Source organism: Micromonospora narathiwatensis (assembly GCF_900089605.1).
GTDB lineage: Bacteria > Actinomycetota > Actinomycetes > Mycobacteriales > Micromonosporaceae > Micromonospora > Micromonospora narathiwatensis.
Genome location: NZ_LT594324.1, coordinates 2,499,914 through 2,523,255, shown reverse-complemented (window position 1 = coordinate 2,523,255; position 23,342 = coordinate 2,499,914). Strand labels below are relative to the sequence as shown.

The following is a 23,342-nucleotide window of genomic DNA, read 5'->3' as shown; positions in this document are numbered from 1 at the left end:
CTGGACCGCGTGAGCATCGCCTTCCTGCTGACCACGCTGGTCGTGGTGGCCACCCCGGGCACCGGGGTGGTGTACACGCTCTCCACCGCGCTCAGCGCGGGCCGGCGCGCCGGACTCCTCGCCGCCGCCGGTTGCACGATCAGCCTCGTGCCGCATCTGGCGGCCGCGGTCACCGGCCTGGCCGCCGTGCTACGCGCCGGCACCCCGGCGTTCCGGGTGGTGACCTGGCTCGGTGTGGCGTATCTGCTGTGGATGGCCTGGTCCGCGCTGCGCGACCGGGGCCCGCTGCCGTTCGACGACGCCCGCCCGCCCCGGCCGGCCTCCCGGGTGATCCGCGACGGAGTGCTGGCGAACCTGCTCAACCCCAAGGTGACCGTGTTCTTCGTGGCGTTCCTGCCGCAGTTCGTGCCTCCGCACGCACCCGCGGCCACCAGCCGGATGCTGCTGCATGGCGTGGTCTTCATGCTGATCACGTTGGTGGCCTTCGCCGGCCTCGGTGTGCTGGCCGGCACGCTCCGGCACCGGGTGCTGGCCCGACCCCGGCTGACCGCGCTGCTGCGGCGCGGCTTCGCCGGCAGCTTCCTCGCGCTGGGCCTCGGCCTGGCCCTCACCGCCCGATAGGAGCCTCCCGTGCGCTTCCGGCACTCCCCGCAGGTCTGGTCGGACTTCCCCGAGCTGGTCTGCGGCGTCCTGCACGCCACCGGCGTCACCCCCACCGTCGACGTCGGCCCGCGGCTCGCCCGGCACGCCGACACGGCCCGGGCCCGGCTCACCGCCGGACCGGAGGGCGGCTTCCCGGAGATCCAGGCGTGGCGGCGGGCCTTCGCGCGGCTGGGCCTGCCGCCGACCCGCTACCGGTGCGCCGCCGAGTCGCTGCTGCGCCGCTTCCGCCGCGACGGCGCGCTGCCCCGGCTGCACCCGCTGGTCGACCTGGGCAACGCCCTCTCCCTCGGGTACGCCGTGCCGGTGGCCGTCCTCGACGTCGACCGGATCGCCGGTGACCTGGCGGTGCGGCCCGCCACCGGCGAGGAGACGTACCTGACCCTCGGCGGCGACGACGAACGCCCCGAGCGGAACGAGATGGTCTTCGCGGACTCGGCCGGCCGGGCGCACTCCCGGCGCTGGACCCACCGGCAGAGCGGCTGGTCCGCGGTACGCGACGACACCACCGAGGTGCTGGTGGTCATCGAGGCGCTGCACGACGGCGCGGCGGAGACGGTGCCCCGGATGCTCGCCGAGCTGTCGTCGGCCCTGGAGGACCTGTGGCGGGCGCCGGCCCGGACGGCGGTGCTGACCGCCGATGCGCCGGTCTTCGCGGTGGCGCGGGCGACGGCCGGCTGAGCGCCGACGGCGGCGCCACCGGGTCCCGCCGGTCACGGGCCGGGGCCGCCGGCTCGCTGAGCGGGCCACGCTCCGCGAGCCGAACCCGTGCGGGCGTCCGGAGTCGATGTCTCCGGGCCTCTGCTGGTCGGCGGGGTGATTCGGATGCGACAAAACCCGTTGGGCGATCGACCGGTGGCGGCATGATCAGGGCATGGAGCGACGACCGGCACGGGGCCACCGGAACGTGCCGCACACCGCCGACGTGCGGATCGAGGCGTGGGCGCCCGACCGGGAGGAATGCGTCGCCGAGGCGGTGGCCGCGATGTTGGACGTCTTCGTCGACACCGCCGGCGCGACGGCGGACGCGACGAGCGAGACGCGGTACGCCGTGCCGCCCGGCGACGATGCCGACATGCTTGTCGCCGTCCTCGACGAGGTGATCTTCCGGCTGGAGACGGCGGGCGTGCTGCCGCTGGCCAGCGACGTACGCGCGGCCGACGGCGGGCTGCTGGTGCGGTGGTGGACGGTCGACGCCGACGCGGTGGAGCTGATCGGCGCGGTGCCCAAGGCGGTGTCCCTGCACGAGCTGCGCTTCGGCCCCGACCGGGACGGCTGGTCCTGCGCGGTGACGCTGGACGTCTGACCACCGGCGTACGGGGTCAGCCCTTCACCACCCCGACCGGGACGAGCCGGGCCACCCGCCGGCACAGTCCGGCCCCCTCGGTGGCCTCGATGACGGCGTTGATGTCCTTGTAGGCGGTCGGCATCTCCTCGGCCAGCCCACGCCGGGACTTGCCCCGCACCGCGATGCCCCGCGCCTCCAGCTCCCGCTGCGGATCATGCCCCCGCACCGCCTTCGTGGCCTGCTTGCGGCTCTGCGTACGGCCGGCGCCGTGGCAGGTGGAGGCGAAGGCCGGCGCGCCCGGCGTCCCGACCAGCACGTACGAGTCGGTGCCCATCGACCCGGGGATCAGCACCGGCTGCCCGACCGGGCGCAGGTCGTCCGGCAGGTCCGGGTGGTCCGGCGGCAGCGCCCGGGTGGCGCCCTTGCGGTGTACGCAGAGCTGCCGCTGGTCGCCGTCGACGCCGTGGGTCTCGATCTTCGCGAGGTTGTGCGAGACGTCGTACACCAGGCTCAGGTCGCTTCCGGTGACCCGCTCGAAGACCTGCCGGGCGGCGTGGTGCAGCAGTTGGCGGTTGGCCCGGGCGTAGTTCGCCGCGGCGGCCATCGCCCCGAGGTACGCCCGCCCCTCGTGGGACGACACCGGCGCGCAGGCGAGCTGCCGGTCCGGCACGTGGATGCCGTACCCGGGCATCGCCTTCTCCATCGCGTGCACGTAGTCGGTGCAGATCTGGTGGCCGAGCCCGCGCGAACCACAGTGGATCATGACGCAGACCTGGCCGGCGCGCAGCCCGAAGGCGTCGGCCACCGGCTCGTCGTACACCTCCGCCACGGCCTGCACCTCGAGGAAGTGGTTGCCCGAGCCGAGGCTGCCGACCTGACCCGCGCCCCGCTGCACCGCCCGCTCACTCACCTGGGCCGGGTTCGCGTCGCCGACCGCGCCGTAGTCCTCGCACCGGTCCAGGTCGCGCTGCACCCCGTAGCCACGCTCGACGGCGTACCGGGAACCGCCGCGCAGCACGCCGTCGAGTTCCGTCCCGTCGGCCAGGTGCCACACCGCGCCCTTGCCCATGCCGCGCGGCGTAGCCTCCCCCAGGCTGTCCATCAGCGCGTCGAGGCGGGGGCGTAGCTCGTCGCGGTCGAGCCCGGCGGCGAGCAGCCGCACCCCGCAGGAGATGTCGAAACCCACCCCGCCGGGCGAGACCACCCCGCCCGCCTCGACGTCGGTGGCGGCGACCCCGCCGATCGGGAAGCCGTAACCCCAGTGCACGTCCGGCATGGCGTACGAGGCGCCGACGATGCCGGGCAGGGTGGCCACGTTCGCCACCTGGTCCAGCGACCTGTCCGCCCCGGCGTCCGGCAACAGCGACCGGGACGCGAAGACCACGCCCGGGACCCGCATCGGGTCATGCCGGTCGATCCGGAACCGGTACGGCGACTCCTCGACCAGCTCCATGCGCCGGGCTACCCCGCTCCGGGCCGGTTACACCCGGGCTGGTTAGGGCCGGGGCGGGCGGGTAGTGCGGCGACATGCCCCAGCGATACGACAACTACCCCAGAATCGCTGTCGTCACCGGCGCCGATTCCGGCATCGGCAAGGCCTGCGCGGTGGCGCTCGCCGAGGCCGGCTTCGCCATCGGCATCACCTGGTACGGCGACCGGGCAGGCGCCGAGCGGACCGCCACCGAGATCCGCGGCACCGGCGGTCGCTGCGAGGCGGCAGAGATGGACCTGACCCGGCTGCCCGACGCCGCCGCGGTGATCGACAAGCTGGCCGACCGGCTCGGCGGGCTCGGCGTACTGGTCAACAACGCCGGAACCGGCCTCGCGGCGCCCTTCGTCGACGTCACCTGGCGGCAGTGGCGGGACGTGCTCGCCGTCGACCTGGACGGGCCGTTCGTCTGCTCGCAGCGGGCGGCGCGGCGGATGCGTACGGCCGGCCGGGGCGGCCGAATCATCAACGTCACCAGCGTGCACGAGCACGCGCCCCGCGTCGGCGCGTCGGCGTACTGCGCCGCGAAGGGCGGACTGGGCCTGCTCACCAAGGTGATGGCGCAGGAGTTGGCGGCCGACGGCATCACCGTCAACGCGGTCGCGCCCGGTGAGATCAGCACCCCGATGACCGGCCAGGAGGACGTCGACCCGTTCACGCAGGAGCGCTCCGGCGTGCCGGTGGGCCGGCCCGGGGACGCCCGGGAGGTGGCCGCGGTGGTGACGCTGCTGGCGTCCCCCGCCGCGGCCTATGTGACGGGGGCGTCGTGGCCGGTGGACGGCGGGATGCTGCTGATGGGGCCACAGGCTTCCACGCTTCCTTCTTCGTGGCGCTTCAGGTAGAGGGTGGGGCCGACCGGCTCAACCCACGGCGGCGGCTTGGGTTGGCTCGAGCGTGCCGTGCTCGGGGTGGTGGCAGGCGGTGAGTTGGTTGCCGCCGTCGCGGGTGATCAGGGTGGGTTCGTCGGTGGCGCAGTTGTCCTGGGCTTTCCAGCAGCGGGTGCGGAAGCGGCAGCCCGAGGGTGGATTGAGTGGGGTGGGTACGTCGCCGGTGAGGCGGATCCGTCCGGCCGGGCCGAGGGTGGTGACGTCGGGGATGGCGGAGAGCAGGGCGCGGGTGTACGGGTGTTGGGGTCGGGTGTAGATGTCGTCGCGGTCGCCGATCTCGACGATTTTGCCGAGGTACATGACGGCGACGCGGTGGCAGAAGTGGCGGACGACGGCGAGGTCGTGGGCGATGAACACGAAGGCCAGGTCGAGGTCGCGTTGCAGGTCGCGTAGCAGGTTGATGACCTGGGCCTGGATGGAGACGTCCAGGGCGGAGACGGGTTCGTCGGCGACGATGAGTTTGGGGCGCAGCGCGAGGGCGCGGGCGATGCCGATGCGTTGGCGTTGCCCGCCGGAGAACTCGTGGGGGTAGCGGTTGTAGTGCTCGGGGTTCAGGCCGACGAGTTCGAGGAGTTCCTGGACGCGTTTCCTGGTGCCGCCGGGTGGGTTGATCCGGTTGACCTGCAGTGGCATGGCGACGATCCGGCCGACGGTGTGGCGGGGGTTCAGCGAGGCGTACGGGTCCTGGAAGATGATCTGGAGGTCCTGCCGCAGCGGCCGTAACTCGCCACGGCGGGCGTGGGTGATGTCCCGGCCGGCGAACTCGATCGTCCCGGCGGTGGGTTCGAGCAGGCGTACCAGCATCCGTCCGGTGGTGGTCTTGCCGCACCCGGACTCCCCGACCAGGCCCAACGTCTCACCCGGACGCACCTCGAAATCCAGGCCGTCCACGGCCCGCACCGTCCCACCGGAACGGAACCCGTTTCTGATCGGGAAGTGCCTGGTCAGCCCACGCACCCGCAGCAGCGGCTCGGCCGCGCGCGGCTCGGGCTCGCCGACGATGGCCGCCGGCAGGCGGCCGTTGACGGTACTCATCTCGCCACCCCCACTTGAGCGATCTCGTCGCGGTAGATGCGTTGTCGGGCGGCTTCCGGCAGGTGGCAGGCGACCAGGTGGCCGCGCTCGGTCACCTGCCGCAATTCGGGGACATCGGTGCGGGAGCGGTCGCCGTTGCGGCCGGCGTACCGGCAACGCGGATGGAACGCACACCCCGACGGCAAATTGATCAACGACGGCGGATTACCCCGAATCGGCACCAGATCCGCGCCCGCGTCACCACGCAACGACGGCACACTCGACAACAACCCCCACGTGTACGGATGCTGCGGCCGACGCAACACCTGCTCCACACCACCGTGCTCGACCGCCCGCCCCCCATACATCACCAACACGTCATCAGCCACCTGAGACACCACACCCAGGTCATGCGTGATCAAAACAATCGCCGACCGGAACTCCGCCTGCAGATCCGCCAACAAATCCAGAATCTGCGCCTGCACCGTCACATCCAACGCCGTCGTCGGCTCATCCGCGATCAACAGATCCGGATCGTTCACCAACGCCATCGCGATCATCGCCCGCTGCCGCATCCCACCCGAGAACTCATGCGGATACTGATCGAACCGCCGCCCCGGCTGCGGAATCCCCACCCGACCCAACATGTCCACCGCCCGCCGCCGCGCCTCCCGCCTCCCCGCCCCCGGGTGATGCACCCGAAACGCCTCAGCGATCTGCCGACCCACCGTGTAGTACGGATGCAACGCCGACAACGGATCCTGAAAGACCATCGCCATGTCCCGACCCCGCAGCCGCCGCACCTCCTCCTCCGAAAGCCCGACCAACTGACGGCCCCCGACGGAGATCTCCCCCGTGATGCTCGTGCGCTTGGCGTTGTGCAGACCCAGAATCGCCAGCGACGTCACACTCTTACCCGAGCCCGACTCACCGACGATCCCCAACGTGCGACCCCGCGCCACCGAGAACGACACCCCGTCCACCGCCCGGACCACACCGTCCTCGGTGTCGAACCGCACCCGCAGATCCTTCACCCGCAGATAGGGACCCTCGCCCGAGCGGGGCGCCGGAAGTTCCGCCATGTCGATTCCTCCGTCAGCTCAGCCGCACCCGCGGGTCGATGACCGCGTAGAGCACGTCGACCACGATGTTGGCGACCACGATGAACACCGCCGCCAGCAGCACGGTCGCCATGACCACCGGCAGGTTGAGGAACTGCACCGCCTCGACGGTGGCCTTGCCCAGCCCCTGGAGGCCGAAGATGGTCTCGGTGATGAAGGTGCCGCCGAGGCTGGTCCCGATGTCCAGCCCGGCGATCGTGACGATGGGGGTGATCGCGGCCCGCAGCGCGTGGCGCAGATGCACCTGCCGCCTGGACAGCCCCTTCGCCCGGGCCGTACGCACGAAGTCCTCCGACAGGGTCTCCAACATCTGTGCCCGCGACAGCCGGGCGTACAGGGCGGAGTTGAGGAAGCCGAGCGTCATCCAGGGCAGCAGCAGGCCCACCGCCCAGCGGGCCGGGTTCTCGGTCAGCGGCGTGTAGCTGGGGAACGGCAGCAGCCCGGTGGCGTACACCAGCAGGTAGAGCAGGATCAGCCCGAAGAAGTAGACCTGCATGGACGCCCCTGCCAGGGTGATGCCGATCGCCGCCCGGTCGAAGGCCGTCCCGCGGCGCAGCGCCGACACCATACCCAGCGAGATGCCCAGCGCCAGCCAGAGCACCGCGCCGCCGAAGACGATGCTGAAGGTCACCGGGAGGCGCTGGACGATGATCTCGGTGACCGGCTGGTTGTTGCGGAACGAGTAGCCCAGGCACGGCGCCGGGCACTCCTGCCGGAAGTCCCCGGACCCGTAGGTGCGGCCGACGAGGACGCCCTTGACGAAGTCGGCGTACTGGCGGGGCAGCGGCTGGTCGATGCCGAGCCGCTGCTCGACCTGGGCGATGTCCTCGGCGGTGCAGTTCTTGCCGCACATCACCTTGGCCGGGCTGCTCGGCACCGCGAAGAAGAGACCGAAGGTGATCAGGCTGATGACGACGAGGGTGAGCCCGGCGACGAGCAGCCGCCGGACGACGAAACGGAGCACGGGAGCACCTCCCCGGAGGATGGACGGTGGGGGCGGCCCCGGTCCGGGCCGCCCCCACGGACGGTCACTGCTTCAGGTAGATGCCGTTCAGCGAGATGATGCCGTAGGCGTCGCTGAGGAAGGTGTTACCGACCTTCGATCCGTGCAGCTCGTAGGCGGCGTCGTAGTAGAGGGGCACGACCGGGGCGTACTCCCGCATGATCTTCTCGTCCAGGGCCGTCCAGCCGGCGTCCTGCTCCACGGCGGGCAGGCCGCGGACCCGGTCGATCTCGGCGCTGATCGTCGGCTCGTTGAGGTACGAGAGGTTGTTGTTTCCCTCGGCGACGATCTCCCGCCCGTCGTACAGCGGCGGAATGACGGTGGAGCCGGTCGGCCAGTCCGAGCCCCAGCCGCCGAGGTAGAGGTCGTACGGGTTGTTCCGGCGGCCGACCTGGTCGTAGTAGCTGCTGCTCTCGATGGGCTTCATCACGATGTCGAAGCCCATGTCGGTGAGGTTCTTCCGGATCGCCTCGGCCTGCTGGGTCCGCAGCTCGGTGTTGGCGTGGGCCAACACCAGCTTCGGTCGCTTGCCGCCGAGCAACTCGGTCACCTTGGCCTTGTCACCGGTGACCGGGGCGTTGAACACGTCGTACTTCTTCCAGCCGGCGGTGGTGGGCGACATGAGCGTGGTGGCCGGGGAGCCGGCCGCCTGCCCGCCGATCGCCTTGAGCGCGGCGTCCTTGTCGGCGGCGTAGTTCAGCGCCCGGCGGACGTTCAGGTCGGTGACCCGCTGGGTGTTGATGTTCAGCACCCAGGTGTACTGCGTCGGGCCCTTGACCACCCGCTCGACGACTCCGGCGGTGGTGGTGCGGGGCAGCACCGCCGGCGGCACGTCGGTCCAGCTCAGCGCGGCCTGGTCGGCCGGGGCGTCGGCGACGAGACGTTCGGCGATCTGCGCCTGTTCCAGCCCGAAGGTGAACCGGACGGTGTCCGGGTAGGCGTTGCGCAGCGGATCGGTCTTCGGGTCCCAGTTCGGGTTGCGTTCCAACTCCAGGGCGACGTCCCGCTGGTACGACTTCACCTTGTACGGCCCGGACGAGAAGGGCCGCAGGTCGTAGTTGGCCCGGGTGTCCTTCGCCGCGGGGACGGGGGCGCTGGTGGGCAGCGCCGCCGCGTACGGCATGTCGCAGTGCGGCTCGGGGAAGGTGAACCGGATGGTCCGGTCGTCGGGCGTCTCGATGCCGTCCGGGACGGTCTTGCCACCGTCGTACGGCCCCTGGTACTTCGCGTTGTACGCCCCGCCCGGGTAGAGCCACTGCTGGATGTAGTGCGGCCCTTCGTTGAGGTTGGCCGCGAACGAGCGGGCGATGCCGTACGCGACGTCCTTGCTGGTCACCGGGGATCCGTCCTCGTACTTCACGCCCTCCCGGAGGGTGAACTGCCACACCTTGCAGTCGTCGTTGACGTCCTTGCCGGGATCGGTGGCGAGGTCGCCGACGAGCAGGAGGTTGCCGCTGCCGTCCTCCTTGTAACCGTTGAGCGCCCGATAGAGCAGCCCGCCGGTCACCTGCTGCACGTTCACGTAGTTGCGGGCCGGGTCGAGGTGCTCGAAGTCGGAGTTCTGCATGATGGTGAGCGTCCCGCCACGGCTGGCCCCGTCGACCGCCTTCGCCGGGCCCTGGTTGTCGGCCGTCTCGTAGGAGATCGAGCCGGTCTGGGTCTTGGTCTTGTCGTCGCCGCCACCGCCACCGCTGTCGGTGGTCGGGCTGCAGCCGGCGGCGAACAGCGCCGCGGCGAGGACACCCGTGGTCAGTGTCCGGGTCCTTGCTCGCACGGTGTGCTCCCTTCCCGCCCGGGCGGCCCCGCCGGCCGGGCGTGTTGATGGCCGAGGGGTTACCGGGTCGATCGGGGATCCAGCGAGTCGCGCAGCGCGTCTCCGAAGAGGTTGAACGCCAGGACCAGCAGGAAGATCGTCAATCCGGGGAACAGGGTGTACCAGGGGTCGCTCGCGACGTAGCCGATGCTGTTGTAGATCATCCGGCCGAGGTCGGGCGTGGGTTCGGTGACACCGATGTTGACGAAGGCCAGCGCCGCCTCGATGGCGATGAACTGCGGCACGTTCAGCGAGACCGTGACCAGGATCGGCGCCCAGATGTTCGGCAGCTGCTGCCGGAACAGGATGTGCGAGGTGCCCGCGCCGGCGGCCCGGGCGGCCTCGACGAACTCCCGCTCGCGCAGCGAGATCACCTGCCCGCGCACCAGCCGCGCCGTGTACGTCCAGCTGAACAATCCGAAGGTGGCGATGATCAGCGCCACCCGGAAGGCGGGTGACGGTGCCTCCCGCTCGGTGTAGAACCGGTCCTCGAGGATCGGGATCACCGCGAGGGCGAAAATGAGGAACGGAAACGCCAGGGTGATGTCGATCAGCCAGTTCACCGCGCTGTCCAGCCAGCCTCGCGCCCAACCGGCCAGCACGCCGACCGTCACCCCGATGAGCGAGGCCAACAGAGCCGAGGCGAAGGCGATGAACAGCGACGTCCGCAGGCCGTACACCAACTGGAGGAGGATGTCGCGGCCGCTGCCCGGTTCGAGACCGAGCCAGTGCGCGGTGGTGATGCCGCCGGCGTATCCGACCGGCATTCCGAAATCGTTGAGCCGGTCGACGAACTTGTCCGTCGGGTCGATTCCGGTGAGCCAGCCGAGCAGCGGTGCGCAGACGGCGACGATCGCGGCGACGACCAGGGTCAGTGCGCTCAACCGTGCCGTCCGATCGCGCTTCAGGCGCAGCCACGCAAGCTGGTTGGGGGATCGGCCGACGATCTCCCGGCGGCCGGCCGCGGCCGGCGGGGACTCGGCGTCGACGGCGAGCGCCGGGGCGGCCGAATCACCGGGCGTGGCCAACGAGGGTGGGTGGGACCGGTCGCTCATAAGGAACCCTCCCGACGGCGACGAATACGTCCTTCACCCGAAGGTAAACCGTCAGGGAACGGCGAATTGAATCGTTCCGGTAACGGCTGGATCGGTTGTCACGCATTGACAACGATCCGGCTTACGCAATGACTCGGTGCAATAACGGCGCGATTTGGTTGTCATCCGTTCAGCCATCTTCCCGGCACTTCCTGAATACGTTGCGGCGTACCGGGGTTCCGGTTGTCACCCGTTCGGGCATTCCCGCATTTCCGGCGCGGCGCCGCGGCCCGGCTCAGTGGCCGAGCGAGACGGAGGCCCGGTTGATGTATCCGACCTGGACGGCGAAGGCCGCCAGCGCCACCACCACGCCGATCGCGATCGCGACGCCGAGTGCGGCGCTGAACAGGCCGCTCAGCAGGGTGGCGCCGAGCCCGAGCAGCAGCGCGTTGACCGCGCCGACGAACGCGGCCGTGGTCAGCAGGGCGTGCCCGCGCCCGGGGCGGATGCCCACCTACGACCAGGTCGCCTGCATGCCGCCGCTGGTCACCGCGTCGGCGAAGAACTCGTGCTCACCGGCGAACTGGCGGTGGTACCAGGCGCGGATGCGCTGGATGCGCATGAGGCCCAGCGTGTCCTCCGCCATGTCCCGCACCAGCCGGGCGGAGGTGAGCAGTCCGGTGATCACCAGGGTCGGCAGCACCGCGCCGAGATACGGCTTGAGCAGGCGTCCGCGCGGCGCCCCGCTCGTATGGCCCGCCGTCGGGTCACACCGACCGACCCGGCCGCCGCCCAGCCGCACCGGGGGCGGGAGAATGGCACCCCGGGCGCGGCGGTCGCGGCCGGCGGTGGCGAGACGTGGGAGGCCGGGCAAAGTGTCCGAGGCGGCGGAACGGCGGACGGCGGGCGCAGGGCATGAATTGCGAGCCGACTGCGCCCGGTGCTTCGGGATCTGCTGCGTCGCGCCGGCGTTCGCCGCCTCCGCCGACTTCGCCATCGACAAGCCGGCCGGTCAGCCCTGCCCGAACCTGCGGGCCGACTCGCGCTGCGACATCCACCGCGACCTGCGCCAGCAGGGCTTCCCCGGCTGCACGGTCTTCGACTGTTTCGGCGCCGGCCAACACGTCGCGCAGGGCACCTTCGGCGGGCGGGACTGGCGCGGCGATCCGGCCACCGCCCGGCTCATGTTCGACACCTTCGCGGTGATGCGGCCACTGCACGAGCTGCTCTGGTATCTCACCGAGGCCCTCGCGCTGACCTCACCCGGGCCGCTGCGCGAAAACCTGGCCGCCGCCCTGGCGGAGACCGGGCGACTCACCGACGGCAGCCCGGACGACCTGCTCGCCCTGGACGTCGACGCGCACCGCGACCGGGTCAACCGGCTGCTGTCCCGGGCCGGCGAGCAGGCCCGGGGCGCACCGGCCGGGGTGGACCGTCGCGGCGCGATCCTGATCGGGGCGGACCTGCGCCGGGCCGGGCTGTCCGGGGCGAACCTGCGCGGGGCCTGCCTGATCGGCGCGGACCTGCGCGGGGTCGACCTGGGCGCGGCGGATCTGACCGGAGCCGACCTGCGCGGCGCCGACCTGCGCGGCACCGACCTCGGCCGGTGCCTGTTCGTGCACCAGTCACAGGTCGACGCCGCCCGGGGCGACCACCGGACGGTCCTGCCGCCGGGCCTGCGCCGCCCCACGCACTGGTCGCTGACGGTCACTTCGACCCGGACGCCGCGCGGACGGGCCGCCACGCGTCGCCGCTGACCGCCGGCTGGCTGACGGGCATCCCCTGCCCCGACCGGCAGTGATCGACTCCGGCGTCTCACCGCGCGGTCCCTGGCCAGGGGGATCCTGGCGGCACACCGCGCGGACACCCCGCCGTACCGCGATCCGCCCAGCCGGCGGCACACGTTTCGGGACGGCACGGCGGGGTAGCCCGAGTCGGCGTCACCTCGGGCGGCGCGACACCGACGGGAGGCGGACGGGTGGAGTATCGGGTACGCCAGGGCGAGCAGCCGGTCGATCCGGCGCACGCCGAGGACGAGGCCGGCCAGGCCCGGCTGGTCCAGGTCGACGCGGACACCGACGTGCCGGCGCCGGAACCGGGCGCACCGAAGCCGGACGTGGTCACCGAGGACGACGGATCCGGAGTGGCCGGCGGGTCGTCGGGCAGCAGCGCCGGTGGCTCGTCCATGCCGACGCACCCGGACGCGCCCCGCTGACCGGGCGTCGGCGCTCCGCCCCGGAGACGAGCCGGGCCGGCCACTGCGCCGATCAGGTCCGCTGCACCGGCGAGCCCCCGAACGTGGCCTGATCCGGCCGGCGCGGCGGTTCGTCGAGGCTGATCGCCCCGGCCGGGCACAGGTCGACGGCCCGCCGGACCCGGTCGACGACGTCCGGCGCCGGCTCGGCGAAGCGGAGCAGCACCAGGCCGTCCTCGTCGCCCTGGTCGAAGACCTCCGGCGCGGTCACCACGCAGTTGCCCGACCCGCAGCAGCGGTCCCGGTCCACCCGTACGCGCACGGCCACCTCCCCGGTCACCAGGTCACCAGGTCACCGGCAGCGCCTCGAGGCCGAAGACGACCGAGGCGTCCCGGGCCGGCAGCCGCCCGTCGGGGTCGGCCCGGCGCAGCCGGGGGAACCGTCGGGCCAGCTCCACCAGGGCGATCCGCAGTTCCGCCCGCGCGAGCGGCTGGCCGATGCACTGGTGCACACCGAACCCGAACGCCACATGCTGCTGTGCCTGCCGGTACGGGTCGAACTCGTCCGCCCGGTCGAAGGCACCCGGGTCGCGGTTGGCCAGGGAGAGCACCCCGATCGCGCCCTCTCCCGCCCGGATGAGCTGCCCACCGATCTCGACGTCCGCCAGGGCGAGCCGGGGCAGGCCGCTGCGCACGATGCTCAGATAGCGCAGCAGCTCGTCGACCAGACCGTCGGCGTGCCCCGGGTCCTCGCCCAGGGCGGCGTACCGGGCCGGGTGCCGGAGCAGCAGCAGGGTGCTCAGCCCGATCATGTTGGCGGTGGTCTCGTGGCCGGCGATGAGCAGCAGCACCGCCATGCCGACCAGCTCGTCGACGGCCAGCTCACCGGTGTCGACCCGGTCCCGGGCCAGGCGGCTGAGCAGGTCGTCGGTGCGGTCGCCGGCGGCCACCTTCGTCTCGACCAACCGGTGCAGGTAGTCGCGCAGCTCCTGCGCGTGCCGCTGGACGCGTTCCGGTGGCGCGTCGCGGTCGATCAGCGTCCGGCTGCGCTCCTGGAAGAAGTCGTGGTCGGCGTACGGGACGCCGAGCAGGTGGCAGATCACCATGGACGGCACCGGCAGGGCGAAGTGGGTCACCAGGTCGGCGGGAGGACCGGCGTCGCGCAGCCCGTCCAGGGCCCGGTCGACGGTCTGCCGGATCAGTGGCTCGATCCGCCGGACGTTCTTGATCATGAACTCGGCGGTGAGCATTCGGCGCAGCCGCGAGTGCTCCGCCCCGTCCATCCGGATGAAGCCGCCCTGCCGGCTGCCGAACGCGGCGGGGGTCAGCCGGCGCAGCAGGGGGAAACCCGGACGGGTGAGGTCGGCGCTGAAGTCGGGATGGCGCAGCAGTTGCCGGACGTCGGCGTGCCGGGTGACCAGCCAGGCGGCCGTGTCGGTCGGCAGCCGGACCCGGGTGACCGGCCCGGAGAAGCGGTGCCGCTCCACCGCATCCAGCGGGACGAGCGGGTCGCGGTCGAGGTTGATCGGCGGCCACAGCGGCAGGTCGGTGAGCGGCGCAACAGTCACGCGAGCACCTCCGAGGGCGACTGTCCGTGACGGTATCGATTCGTTACGCTACTCATCGACCGGGTTCGACACAACCCGTCGGCGTCAGCGGGCCGCGACCGCCTCCGCCCGGGCCTCGGCCATGCCCCGGTTGGCCAACGCGTCGGCCCGCTCGTTCTCCGGATGTCCGTTGTGGCCCTTCACCCAGAGCCAGGTCACGTCGTGCCGGGCGCAGGCCGCCTCCAGTTCCTGCCACAGGTCGGCGTTCTTCACCGGCTGCTTCGCCGCGGTCAACCAGCCGTTGCGCTTCCACGACGCCAGCCAGCCGGTGATCCCGTTGCGCACGTACGTGCTGTCGGTGTGCAGGCGTACCGTGACCGGCCGGGTCAGGCTCTCCAACGCGCGGATCGCGGCGGTCAACTCCATCCGGTTGTTCGTCGTGGGCGTCGCCTCGCCACCGCACAGCTCACGCTCATGGTCGCCCCAGCGCAGCACCACGCCCCAGCCGCCCGGCCCGGGATTACCGCTGCACGCCCCGTCGGTCCAGATCTCCACGACCCGGCCGGTCGCCGTCTCCGCCATGCCGGCAACCTACCCGGTACGCCGACCGGCCGGGCAAGCCGACCCGCCGCGCCGGCGCGGCCGCTCCCCCGGCGTGCCACGGCCCCGGCCACCGACGAAATAGCGACGACACGGCACGGGGTGCCCTGGCAGGGTGAGCAGTCGTGGACGGACAGTGGGACGGCCTACGGGCCGAGGTACGGAAAACGATCGACGACCTGGTCTCCTCCGGCCGGGAGACCGGCGTGCAGGTGGCCGCCTACCTGGACGGGCAGCCGATCGTGCTGGAACAGGCCGGTCTGGCCGACGGCCACACCGGACGACCGCTCACCGCCGACACGCCGATCCACGCGGTCTCCACCGGCAAGGGCCTCACCGCCACCGTGGTGCACGTCCTCGCCGAACGGGGACAACTCGACTACGACCTGCGTATCGCCGAGGTGTGGCCGGAGTTCGCCCGGCACGGCAAGGACCGGATCACGCTGCGGCACGCGCTCACCCACACCGCCGGGCTGCCGGCGCTGCCGGCCGACGTCACCGGCGAGGACTTCACCGACTGGGACCGGATGTGCGCGCTGGTCGCCGACGCCGAGCCTCGCTGGGCCCCCGGCACGCGGCTCGCCTACCACGCGTGGACGTTCGGCTGGATCGTCGGGGAGGTGGTCCGGCGGGTCACCGGCCGGCGGATCTCCGAGGTGCTCGCCGACGAGGTCGCCGGCCCGCTCGGCGTACCCGGGGAACTCTTCCTCGCGGTGCCCGAGGCGGACCTGCCCCGGCTGGCCCGGCTGGAGGACGCCGGCCTGGCGGCCATGATCGCGTACGCGAGCGCCCACCTGCCGAACTTCGACGCGGTGGCCCCGCCCGGCGTACGACCCGACGCGACCATCGGCAGCCGTCCCGACGTGCTGCGCGCCGACGTGCCGGCGGTCGGCACGATGAGCGCCCGAGCGGTCGCCCGGATGTACGCGGCGCTGCTCGGACCGGTCGACGGCGTACGGCTGATCTCGCCGGAGCGCCTGCGTGAGGTGTCGGCGGTGGCGGTGCGCGCCGAGGAGTGGGTCTTCGGGCAGGAGGCCACCTTCGGCCTGGGGTACGCGGTCCAGGACGACGGGTCGTTCGGCACCGCCGGCAGCGGCGGCAGCCTCGCGTTCGCGTACCCGGAGTTGGGGCTGACGGTGGCGGCGTTGCGCAACCGGCTCGGCGCGGGCGACGGCGACCCGATGGAGCGGCTGCGGGTGCTGGTCCGGGACACGGTCGCCCGGGAACTCGGCCGGTAGGCCACCCCCGGCGGCCGGCCGGGCACGCGACGAACGCCCCGGCCGGCCGCCGGCTACGAGCCGGCCCGATCCGCCGCCCGCGCGCCGGTCTCCGGCACATCGCCGGGTGCCGGATCGCGGCGCAGCCGGGCGACGGTGTCACCGAGCACCGCCGCGGTCATCGGCAGCAACGGGCTGGACCGCATCACCGCCAGTTCCTCCAGCGGGGTGGTGACGCCGTCGAGGAAGCGCAGCACCCGCTCGGGCGGGTTGCGGTCGAACAGCCGCGTGAAGAACTCCACCCCGCCCACGTGCCCCCGGTCCAGGGCGCGCAGCGCCACCGCGTCCAGCCACCGGTGCCGCCGGGGATACGCGGGCGCCGGCACCGGCGGCCGGCCGGCGGCGAGAGCACGGGCGATCTGGTCGGCCTGCCGGAGCATGGCCGCGAAGGTGAAGCCGGTGGAGGGGCGGGTGGCGCCGCCGGCGATGCCGAGTCGGACCACCCGGGGCGACGGGCGGGCGACGAACGGGCCGTCGGTCATCGGGATGACCCCCTGCTCCACCTCGCGTATTCGCACCGCGGCCAGGTCCAGGCCGAGCAGCCCGACGTAACCGCGCAGCGCCGCGTCGTACGCCGCGTCGGCGAGCACCGCCGGCGAGAACTCGGTGTACTCGACCAGGGCGTACCGGTCGCTGACCGGCAGCACATAGCCGAACGAGACACCACGGGCGGGCTGCGGGGTACGGAAATCCATCAGCACCGCCCGGCCCGGGTCGAACACCGGCCGGTCGGCCGCCAGCCACCATCCCCGGAAGTGCTGCAACCACCGGGTACGCCCGGGTCGTTCCGGCGGTCGGGGGCGCGAGTCGAGCACCCAGCCGGCCCGCAGCAGCACCCGGCCGTCCGGGTCGCGGACCGTCACCCGGTGGCCGTCGTCGTGCAACACCCCGGCCGGCGTGCCGATCCGGACCGCGCCGAGCCGGCGCTCGGCCTCGGCAGCCCGGTCGTAGACCGGGGCGGAGCGGAGCATCGCGTACCGCAGCGGGGTGAGCGGCAGGACGCGGCGGCCGGCGGGCGTGACCACGTCGACCCGCGACCAGCTGGCGCTCAGCAGCGGGTCGAGTTCGCCACCGGGGGCGCCCCAGAACGCCCAGGTGCGGTCCTGGCCGCGCCTGCGCACCGGGTCGACCACGGCCACCCGCAGGCCGGCGACGTCGTGCCGGTCCAGGGCGGCCAGCACCAGGGAGGCGGCGCCACCACCGCCCAGCAGCGCGAGGTCGACCTCGACCGGGGATGCGTCCACCCGCCCACGCTGCCACACGGCCGGCGGCGTGGCCGCGCCGGGACCGTCCGCCCAGGTCCGCCCGGGCCAGGCGCGCTACCGGAACGGCGCCGCCTGCTCAGCCGACGCTCGCCGGCGTTTCCGGCGTCGCGGCCGGCGGTTCGGCGTACGCGGCGGCGACCGTCGCCCGGTCGAAGACCCGCCAGGTCAGCGCGATCACCACCAGCGCGACCACGAAACCCACCCAGTACGGCGCGGTGATCCCGAACCGGGCGGCGACCACCCCGCCGAGCAACGCGCCGACGCAGTTGCCGCCGGCGGCGATGAACAGGGTGGTGCTGCCCACCCGGCCCATCAGCGCGGGCGGGGTGAGCCGCTGGCGCAGCGAGTTCGCCACCATGTTCCACAACGCGCTGTGCACACCGAAGACGAACAGCGCCGCCCCGACGACCGCGGCGCTGCGCGAGGCGGCCAGGGCCAGGTGCAGGCCGGCCTCGATCAGCAGGCCGATCCGGATCGTCCAGGTGGCGGTGATCGCGGCGACGAGCCGGTCACCGACCGCCGAGCCGAGCAGCCCGCCGACGGCGATGCAGGTGAACAGCGCGCCGTAGCCGACCGAGCCGAGGCCGAGCCGTTCGGTGGCCAACAGCACCAGCACCGCGAGAGCCGCGGTGAGGGTGACGTTGAGCATGCCGATCAGCAGGGTCATGGTGCGCAGCAGCCGCTGGGACAGCAGCCAGCGGAACCCCTCGGCGACCTCCGCGCGGACCGAGCGGCGCCGGCCCGGCTCCGGCGAGCCGCGGTACGACCCGGCGAGCAGGCCGACCAGCACGGCGCTGAGCGCGTACGTGCCGGCGTTGACGCCGAACGGGATGGCGGCGGCCACCACGAAGAGGAACCCGCCGAGCGGGCCGGCGACCATGTTCTGCATGACCTGGGTGCCGCCGCCGAGCCAGCCGTTGGCCCGTTCCAGCCGCGACCGGGGCACCACCGCCGGCACGACCGCCTGGGCGGCGCTGCGGAACACCACCTCGCCGGTGTTGATCACGAACAGCACCGCGTAGAGCAGCGCCACCCCGGCCCGACCGGTCAGCATCGCGGCGGCCAGCACCACCAGGACGGCCACCCGTACCCAGTCGATGACCACCATCAGCCGACGCCGGTCCACCCGGTCCACGAGCACCCCGCCGGGCAGCGAGAACAGCAGCCACGGCAGCCACGCCACCGCGGCACCCGCCGACACGATCAGCGGATCGTCGGTCCGCGACGCGACGTACAGCGGCGCGGCCACGACGGCCATCCCGCTGCCCAACGCCGACATGGTGCTGGCCGCCCAGAGTCGCGCGAAGCGCCCGTCCAGCCGTTCCCCCGCAGTCCCCGTCACGGCCAGCGAACCTACCAGCGGTGGCAGCTTCCGCCGACCCGGTTTACGGTGCCGGATCCGTCCACCACACCATCGCTGTCGAGCGCGCCGGGGCGACGCTCACCGCAGCGGGCGGAACTGATGCCGGACCAGGTACGCCGCGGTCCGCAGGCCGATCCGCGCCCCCTGCTGGTCGGCGCTCCGGGTGTGGCTGCCGCCCACGCGGTGTTCTGCCGGTTCGCGTCGTCGTGTCGGGGAGGCCACACTCCCCTTCGGCATCCTAGGAGGCTGGGTTTAAGGCGGTCGGACAAGGCCACCTTCGACCTCGCGCCGTACGGGGGACACCGTCCTGCTGACCGTGACCCACGACGACTTCTCCCCCGCAGCGAAATGCACCGCGCGGTCGGCTCGACGGCAGCGGCGGCCGGCCCGCGCTGCTCGCCAGCCTCAAGACACCGCTGGAGACCGGCGAGCCACTGCCACCCCCCGCCGGCTCGGCGCCCGCCAGGTTCGAGCTTTCGGCACACTGCCGATGTTCACCGCAGAACCAGAAGGTCCAGTGCGTCGATCACCGGTCCGGTGTCGACCTGCGCGGCTTCGCGGAGTCGCCTGACGCCGGCGGCGTACTCGTCGTCGGTGATCAGTTTAAGCGGAGTGTGCGCTTCCCGTCGTAGTGTGGTGGCCGCCTCCCGAAGCGATGGGGCGGTGATCTGGGGGACCTGTTCGATGGCCACCGTGGCGAACCCGGCGTCGGCGAAGGCGGATTCGACGTCGGCGATGCTGGGGTAGGTGTCGAGGACTCGGATGGCTTCCGGGAAGTAGCGGAACAGGGTGATCGCCTGATGGCGGCCGGCGAACGCCGATCGGATGAGCACGGGAGCGCCGGGGCGCAGGACTCGGCGCAGTTCGTGGGCCGCGACGGCCAGGTCGGGAACGTGGTGGATGACAGTGGACATCCAAGCGGCGTCGATGCTGTCGTCCTCGAGCGGGATGTGTGCGGCGTCGCCGGCGAGGATGGGCGCGAACACGGAACGGGCGCGCATTGCCGCCGACGGCTCGACGGCGATGATGTCGGCGCCGGGGAACCAGGTGGTGAAGGCCCGCGCCCAGCTACCAGTGCCGGCGCCCAGGTCGAGCAGCCGGAGGCCCGGGTGCGGGGCGAGGTGCCGGATCGCGGCGGCCCGCCATGAGGCGAGCCCGCCATCGGCGAGATGGCGGGTTGCCTCGAACGCCGCCGCGTCGGCGTGGTCGTATGCGATACGGGCCATGCCGATGAGCCAACTCCCTGGCAGGGCCGCCGGACAAGAGGCGATCGTGTGATTCGCCGCCCAACGCGGAGATCGCCGCCCGGCTGCACCTGAGCACCGCCACGGTGAAGACCCACGTCTCCGCCGTCCTCACCAAGCTCGGCCTGCGCGACCGGGTCCAGGCGGTCGTCCTCGCGCACGAGACAGGTCTGGACCGCGCTGACCCACCGGCTCGGTGAACAGCACCGGCACCGGCAGGTGGCCACCGAGCGGCGGGTTCAGCACCCGGACGGCGACGGGTGCGCCGCCCCGGCGTGCCGAGCCGGTCGGGGCCGCCGCGTGCCGGGCCGGGCCAGTCGGGCCTGGTGCAGCCCGTCCCGCAGTTCGTCGTCCCCCATCACCAGATAGACCAGCGGGCAGTCCTGCGGCCCGGTGACGTCGAGCTGGCACAGGGTGCACGGCTCACCCGGGCGGATCGGGCAACTCGCCGCCGGCCTGGCCGCTCTGCTCGTGGTGCTCACGTCCACCACGGTCCTCCCCCACCCCCGGAACGGCCAGGGCCGTTGGTCACGAGGATGCGCCCGGCCGGCGAGCGTCGGGGGTCCGCGGCGGGCCGTACGCGACGACGAACGGGGGTCGTTGCCTCTTTCGGGTCGGCAGATGAGTTGTTGCCGCGCGGATGGCGCGACACCGCCAGGGATCGTCGTCTCGTCCGGGGCGGAATGCGGATCCAGCGAAGCCGTGGCGTCGATCCTTGCGAATCATGGCTCGCCCGGGAAAGGCGATGGCGTGAGCGGCTGTCGGGGGCCGAGGCCAGATCGGACATCGGGGACGTGATGTCTCGGACCGCCCCACAGGCCGCGTCCGGCCGCCTCACCCCGAACGGGACCAGCCGGCGCAGCGGGCACCGCGACGCCTCGGCGCTCGGGACGCGGCTGGGCGGGCAGGTCCGGCGCTCCCCGGCGGGAGGGAGGACTCGTGACGGCAACGAAGATTTCTCATTTACGCTGAGTGACCGCCGCAACCCTCCTAGTGTTGGCCACACCGGTGCTAGTCACGGAGTTGGCCACCCGAACGACGTCCCACGCAGTCAGCGGACGAAAAGTGAGGGAAGACGCGGATGAAGGCACAGAGAATTCTCGGATCGACGGCGGTCGGCGTGGGCCTCGGCACGCTCCTGCTCCCGGCCGCCGCGCTCGCGGACACCACCGTCTCGCCCGCCACCACCCCGGTCGGTGGGACGGTCGTGCTCACCACGACGGAATGCAACCCGGCGAACGGCGACGCGCTGTTCCACATCACCGGGCCGGACCGGGACGAGAACGTACGGTCCACCACGGCCGCGGCCGGAGGTGGGCTGAGCGCCGAACTCTTCACCGCCGGGTTCACCCTCGGCACGTACACGGTCAACACCACCTGCGGGGATGGCAGCAACGGCGGCACGGCCACCTTCACCGTCATCGCGATCGGCGCCACCCCGATCGGCGGCGCCCAGGCCGGCGCCGGCGGCAGGCACGGCGACACCGGCGTGCTCGTCGCGGGCGGCGCGCTGGCCGCCGCAGCGGTCGCCGGCGGGACGTACGTGCTGGTGCGCCGCCGACGGCGCGCGACCGCCGCCTGACGACCTCGCCTCACCATCCCTGGGCGAGGAGGCCCGCGCCGGACGACGTCCGGCGCGGGCGCCGCGCCCACGTCGGACCGGAGGTGGAACCTGTCGCCGAAGAGCAGCAACGGAGACGGGCCGTCGAAGGCCCGCACCGCGGCGGTCGTCGCCGCGGTCACCATCGCCGGAGCGACCGGCGCCGGCCTGGTCGCCGCCGGTCTCGGCACCACCTCCCTGCGACCGCCCCAGCCGGGGGCCTCGGCGGCCCCGACGGCCGAACCCTCCGGTTCACCCGGGCCGGTGCTGCCCCGCTCCGAACCGGCCCGCGTCACCATTCCGCGCATCGGCGTCGACGCCGCCATCGTCCCGGTCGCCACCGACGACGACGGCGAGCTGGAGGTGCCGCCGCTGGACCACCCGGAGATCGCGGGCTGGTACCGTCCCGGCCCCACCCCGGGCGAGGCGGGCAACGCCGTGCTGGTGGGGCATGTGGACTCGCAGAACGGGCCGGCGGTCTTCTTCGACCTGGGCCGGCTGCGCCCCGGAGACACGGTACGGATCAGCCGGGTCGACGGCCAGGTCGCCACGTTCACCGTGGACGGCGTCGGGGCGTACCCGAAGGACCGCTTCCCCACCGACCGGGTGTACGGCGGCGGCGCGGAGGCACGGCTGCGCCTGATCACCTGCGGCGGCCGCTTCAACCCGCGTACCGGCAGCTATCCGGACAACATCGTCGTCTTCGCCACCGCCACCCGCTGACGCGCGCCGGACACACCGACCCGCGCGCACGCCGTACGGTTGGCCGTCAGTTCCCGGCGGACGGCGGCTCCGGACTCGCGCCGAGCCGGGGTTGCCGGAGGAGGTGCGCGGTGGACCGGTCGGCGGCACGGACCCGATGGGGCGGGCGGCGCCTTTCCACCCTGCTCACCCGCCTGACCAGGCGGAACGCCGACGCGAGGGTGCCCGCGCCACGGTCCAATCCGGACGCCGTGGTCGACTGCGCGGTCTACGTGACCGGCCGGCGGGAACCGGGCCGGCCGCACTTCGCCGACGCGTACGCGCGCAGCCGGCGGCACCGTCGGTCGTTCGTCTGGTTGGGCCTGCACGAGCCGGACGCGGACGTGCTGGCGGCGGTCGGCCGCACCTTCGGCCTGGACGAGTTGGCCGTCGCGCAGGCCCGCACCGACGGGCACCGTCCCACGGCGCAGCGGCACGGCGATGTCACCCTGCTGGTGCTGCGCACGGCCGGGTACGTCGAGCACGCCGAGCTGACCGACACGTCCGAGGTGATCGACACCGGCGACGTGATGGTCTTCCTCGGCGACCGGTTCGTCATCACCGTCCGGCACGGCGCGACCGGTGCCCTCACCCGGGTCCGGGCGGGGATCGAGCGCCGCCCGGGTCTGCTGGCCGCCGGACCGTGGGCCGTCGCGTACGCGGTCTGCGACCGGATGGTCGACCTCTACCTGGAGGTCGCCGGGCACCTGGAGAGCGACCTCGAACGGGTGGAGGAGAGCGTCTTCGCTCGCGACCGTCGGGCCGACATCCAGCACATCTACCAGCTCAAGCGGGAGGTGGTGGAGTTCAAGCGGGCGGTGCTGCCGTTGGCCGCGCCACTGCGGGCGGTACGGGAACAACGGGTCGGCGGCCCACCCCCGGCGCTGCACCGCTGGTTCGTGGACGTGGAGGGCCGGCTCACCCGCGCCGTGGACCGGGTCAGCTCCGCCGACGAACTGCTCAACTCGATGCTCCAGGCGCGGCTTGCGCAGCTCGCCGTCGACCAGAACAACGACATGCGCAAGATCGCGGCGTGGGCGGCGATCGCCGCCACCCAGACCGCGGTGGCCGGGGTCTACGGCATGAACTTCGACCACATGCCGGAGCTGGGCTGGCGGTACGGCTATCCGGTGGCGCTGCTGGTGATGGCCGTCGCCGGGGTAACCCTGCACCGGCTGTTCCGGCGCTCGGGCTGGCTGTAG

General features: G+C 72.8%; 25 protein-coding genes and 1 pseudogene. 11 read left to right on the top strand and 15 right to left on the bottom strand.

The window, feature by feature from the left end:
* Positions 1-9: 9 nt before the first annotated feature.
* The 3 genes from GA0070621_RS11035 (at position 10) to GA0070621_RS11025 (ending at position 1,966) form a co-directional block, all read left to right on the top strand.
* Positions 10-621: a LysE family translocator gene (locus tag GA0070621_RS11035; protein WP_091194251.1), complete on the top strand. Its 612-nt coding sequence runs from the start codon at positions 10-12 to the stop codon at positions 619-621.
* Positions 622-630: 9 nt separating this feature from the next.
* Complete coding sequence (locus GA0070621_RS11030) at positions 631-1,341, top strand: B3/B4 domain-containing protein (RefSeq protein WP_091194249.1); 711 nt, start codon at positions 631-633, stop codon at positions 1,339-1,341.
* A gap of 193 nt (positions 1,342-1,534) precedes the next feature.
* Positions 1,535-1,966 carry an archease gene (locus GA0070621_RS11025; RefSeq protein ID WP_091194246.1) on the top strand — a complete coding sequence of 144 codons (432 nt, stop codon included), beginning with the start codon at positions 1,535-1,537 and terminating at the stop codon, positions 1,964-1,966.
* A gap of 16 nt (positions 1,967-1,982) precedes the next feature.
* Here GA0070621_RS11025 and GA0070621_RS11020 read toward each other — a convergent pair whose 3' ends face one another.
* Positions 1,983-3,401, bottom strand: a complete 1,419-nt coding sequence (locus GA0070621_RS11020; protein ID WP_091194243.1) for an RtcB family protein — start codon at positions 3,399-3,401, stop codon at positions 1,983-1,985.
* 74 nt (positions 3,402-3,475) lie between these two features.
* Between GA0070621_RS11020 and GA0070621_RS11015 the strand changes: the two genes are divergently transcribed.
* On the top strand, positions 3,476-4,279 hold the full coding sequence (locus tag GA0070621_RS11015; protein ID WP_091194240.1) for an SDR family oxidoreductase: 804 nt from the start codon (positions 3,476-3,478) through the stop codon (positions 4,277-4,279).
* A gap of 18 nt (positions 4,280-4,297) precedes the next feature.
* Here GA0070621_RS11015 and GA0070621_RS11010 read toward each other — a convergent pair whose 3' ends face one another.
* From GA0070621_RS11010 to GA0070621_RS10980, 7 genes are all read right to left on the bottom strand, one after another.
* Positions 4,298-5,359, bottom strand: coding sequence for an ABC transporter ATP-binding protein (locus GA0070621_RS11010; RefSeq protein ID WP_167666798.1), 1,062 nt, complete (start codon positions 5,357-5,359; stop codon positions 4,298-4,300).
* Positions 5,356-6,420, bottom strand: a complete 1,065-nt coding sequence (locus GA0070621_RS11005) for an ABC transporter ATP-binding protein (RefSeq protein ID WP_091194238.1) — start codon at positions 6,418-6,420, stop codon at positions 5,356-5,358. The genes GA0070621_RS11010 and GA0070621_RS11005 overlap by 4 nt, the downstream gene beginning before the upstream one ends.
* A gap of 13 nt (positions 6,421-6,433) precedes the next feature.
* On the bottom strand, positions 6,434-7,423 hold the full coding sequence (locus GA0070621_RS11000; protein ID WP_091194235.1) for an ABC transporter permease: 990 nt from the start codon (positions 7,421-7,423) through the stop codon (positions 6,434-6,436).
* Between the two features lie 64 nt (positions 7,424-7,487).
* Complete coding sequence (locus tag GA0070621_RS10995) at positions 7,488-9,236, bottom strand: ABC transporter substrate-binding protein (protein WP_091194232.1); 1,749 nt, start codon at positions 9,234-9,236, stop codon at positions 7,488-7,490.
* A 59-nt stretch (positions 9,237-9,295) separates the two neighbouring features.
* Positions 9,296-10,330: an ABC transporter permease gene (locus tag GA0070621_RS10990; protein WP_091194229.1), complete on the bottom strand. Its 1,035-nt coding sequence runs from the start codon at positions 10,328-10,330 to the stop codon at positions 9,296-9,298.
* A gap of 274 nt (positions 10,331-10,604) precedes the next feature.
* A complete protein-coding gene (locus GA0070621_RS10985; protein WP_091194226.1) occupies positions 10,605-10,823 on the bottom strand; it encodes a hypothetical protein in 219 nt (72 codons plus the stop codon).
* Positions 10,824-11,012 (bottom strand): hypothetical protein, encoded by a 189-nt coding sequence (locus GA0070621_RS10980; RefSeq protein ID WP_157739942.1) that lies wholly within the window; start codon positions 11,010-11,012, stop codon positions 10,824-10,826.
* A 217-nt stretch (positions 11,013-11,229) separates the two neighbouring features.
* Between GA0070621_RS10980 and GA0070621_RS10975 the strand changes: the two genes are divergently transcribed.
* Together GA0070621_RS10975 and GA0070621_RS10970 are read left to right on the top strand one after the other, a co-directional pair.
* Complete coding sequence (locus GA0070621_RS10975; RefSeq protein WP_167666797.1) at positions 11,230-12,066, top strand: pentapeptide repeat-containing protein; 837 nt, start codon at positions 11,230-11,232, stop codon at positions 12,064-12,066.
* 221 nt (positions 12,067-12,287) lie between these two features.
* On the top strand, positions 12,288-12,524 hold the full coding sequence (locus GA0070621_RS10970) for a preprotein translocase YidC (protein ID WP_091194215.1): 237 nt from the start codon (positions 12,288-12,290) through the stop codon (positions 12,522-12,524).
* A gap of 52 nt (positions 12,525-12,576) precedes the next feature.
* Here GA0070621_RS10970 and GA0070621_RS10965 read toward each other — a convergent pair whose 3' ends face one another.
* From GA0070621_RS10965 to rnhA, 3 genes are all read right to left on the bottom strand, one after another.
* Positions 12,577-12,843, bottom strand: coding sequence for a ferredoxin (locus GA0070621_RS10965; RefSeq protein WP_407940334.1), 267 nt, complete (start codon positions 12,841-12,843; stop codon positions 12,577-12,579).
* Between the two features lie 4 nt (positions 12,844-12,847).
* Positions 12,848-14,071, bottom strand: coding sequence for a cytochrome P450 (locus GA0070621_RS10960; protein WP_091194212.1), 1,224 nt, complete (start codon positions 14,069-14,071; stop codon positions 12,848-12,850).
* 84 nt (positions 14,072-14,155) lie between these two features.
* Complete coding sequence (rnhA, locus tag GA0070621_RS10955) at positions 14,156-14,632, bottom strand: ribonuclease HI (protein ID WP_157739941.1); 477 nt, start codon at positions 14,630-14,632, stop codon at positions 14,156-14,158.
* Between the two features lie 143 nt (positions 14,633-14,775).
* Between rnhA and GA0070621_RS10950 the strand changes: the two genes are divergently transcribed.
* A complete protein-coding gene (locus tag GA0070621_RS10950; RefSeq protein ID WP_091194209.1) occupies positions 14,776-15,888 on the top strand; it encodes a serine hydrolase domain-containing protein in 1,113 nt (370 codons plus the stop codon).
* Between the two features lie 53 nt (positions 15,889-15,941).
* On the opposite strand, the gene GA0070621_RS10945 is transcribed toward GA0070621_RS10950, so the two are convergent.
* The 3 genes from GA0070621_RS10945 to GA0070621_RS10935 all read right to left on the bottom strand — a co-directional run bounded on the left by GA0070621_RS10945 (position 15,942) and on the right by GA0070621_RS10935 (position 19,781).
* Positions 15,942-17,189, bottom strand: a complete 1,248-nt coding sequence (locus tag GA0070621_RS10945) for a lycopene cyclase family protein (protein ID WP_091194207.1) — start codon at positions 17,187-17,189, stop codon at positions 15,942-15,944.
* Between the two features lie 79 nt (positions 17,190-17,268).
* Positions 17,269-18,534 carry an MFS transporter gene (locus GA0070621_RS10940; protein WP_167666795.1) on the bottom strand — a complete coding sequence of 422 codons (1,266 nt, stop codon included), beginning with the start codon at positions 18,532-18,534 and terminating at the stop codon, positions 17,269-17,271.
* A gap of 515 nt (positions 18,535-19,049) precedes the next feature.
* Positions 19,050-19,781, bottom strand: a complete 732-nt coding sequence (locus tag GA0070621_RS10935; protein ID WP_091194204.1) for a class I SAM-dependent methyltransferase — start codon at positions 19,779-19,781, stop codon at positions 19,050-19,052.
* 62 nt (positions 19,782-19,843) lie between these two features.
* Between GA0070621_RS10935 and GA0070621_RS10930 the strand changes: the two are divergent.
* Positions 19,844-19,999: pseudogene (locus GA0070621_RS10930) on the top strand (response regulator transcription factor); the annotation flags it as partial.
* 39 nt (positions 20,000-20,038) lie between these two features.
* Here GA0070621_RS10930 and GA0070621_RS10925 read toward each other — a convergent pair.
* Positions 20,039-20,281 (bottom strand): DUF6767 domain-containing protein, encoded by a 243-nt coding sequence (locus GA0070621_RS10925; protein WP_157739940.1) that lies wholly within the window; start codon positions 20,279-20,281, stop codon positions 20,039-20,041.
* A gap of 599 nt (positions 20,282-20,880) precedes the next feature.
* On the opposite strand from GA0070621_RS10925, the gene GA0070621_RS10920 reads away from it, so the two are divergent.
* The 3 genes from GA0070621_RS10920 (at position 20,881) to GA0070621_RS10910 (ending at position 23,342) form a co-directional block, all read left to right on the top strand.
* Positions 20,881-21,381, top strand: coding sequence for a hypothetical protein (locus tag GA0070621_RS10920; protein WP_091194199.1), 501 nt, complete (start codon positions 20,881-20,883; stop codon positions 21,379-21,381).
* A gap of 90 nt (positions 21,382-21,471) precedes the next feature.
* Positions 21,472-22,122: a class F sortase gene (locus tag GA0070621_RS10915; RefSeq protein ID WP_091194196.1), complete on the top strand. Its 651-nt coding sequence runs from the start codon at positions 21,472-21,474 to the stop codon at positions 22,120-22,122.
* Between the two features lie 110 nt (positions 22,123-22,232).
* Positions 22,233-23,342 carry a magnesium and cobalt transport protein CorA gene (locus GA0070621_RS10910; protein WP_091194193.1) on the top strand — a complete coding sequence of 370 codons (1,110 nt, stop codon included), beginning with the start codon at positions 22,233-22,235 and terminating at the stop codon, positions 23,340-23,342.

Coding starts and splice junctions, on each gene's coding strand:
- GA0070621_RS11025 (WP_091194246.1), top strand. CDS start 1,535: ATGGAGCGACGACCGGCACGGGGCCACCGGAACGTGCCGCACACCGCC.
- GA0070621_RS11020 (WP_091194243.1), bottom strand. CDS start 3,401: ATGGAGCTGGTCGAGGAGTCGCCGTACCGGTTCCGGATCGACCGGCAT.
- GA0070621_RS11015 (WP_091194240.1), top strand. CDS start 3,476: ATGCCCCAGCGATACGACAACTACCCCAGAATCGCTGTCGTCACCGGC.
- GA0070621_RS11010 (WP_167666798.1), bottom strand. CDS start 5,359: ATGAGTACCGTCAACGGCCGCCTGCCGGCGGCCATCGTCGGCGAGCCC.
- GA0070621_RS11005 (WP_091194238.1), bottom strand. CDS start 6,420: ATGGCGGAACTTCCGGCGCCCCGCTCGGGCGAGGGTCCCTATCTGCGG.
- GA0070621_RS10990 (WP_091194229.1), bottom strand. CDS start 10,330: ATGAGCGACCGGTCCCACCCACCCTCGTTGGCCACGCCCGGTGATTCG.
- rnhA (WP_157739941.1), bottom strand. CDS start 14,632: ATGGCGGAGACGGCGACCGGCCGGGTCGTGGAGATCTGGACCGACGGG.
- GA0070621_RS10935 (WP_091194204.1), bottom strand. CDS start 19,781: ATGGCCCGTATCGCATACGACCACGCCGACGCGGCGGCGTTCGAGGCA.
- GA0070621_RS10920 (WP_091194199.1), top strand. CDS start 20,881: ATGAAGGCACAGAGAATTCTCGGATCGACGGCGGTCGGCGTGGGCCTC.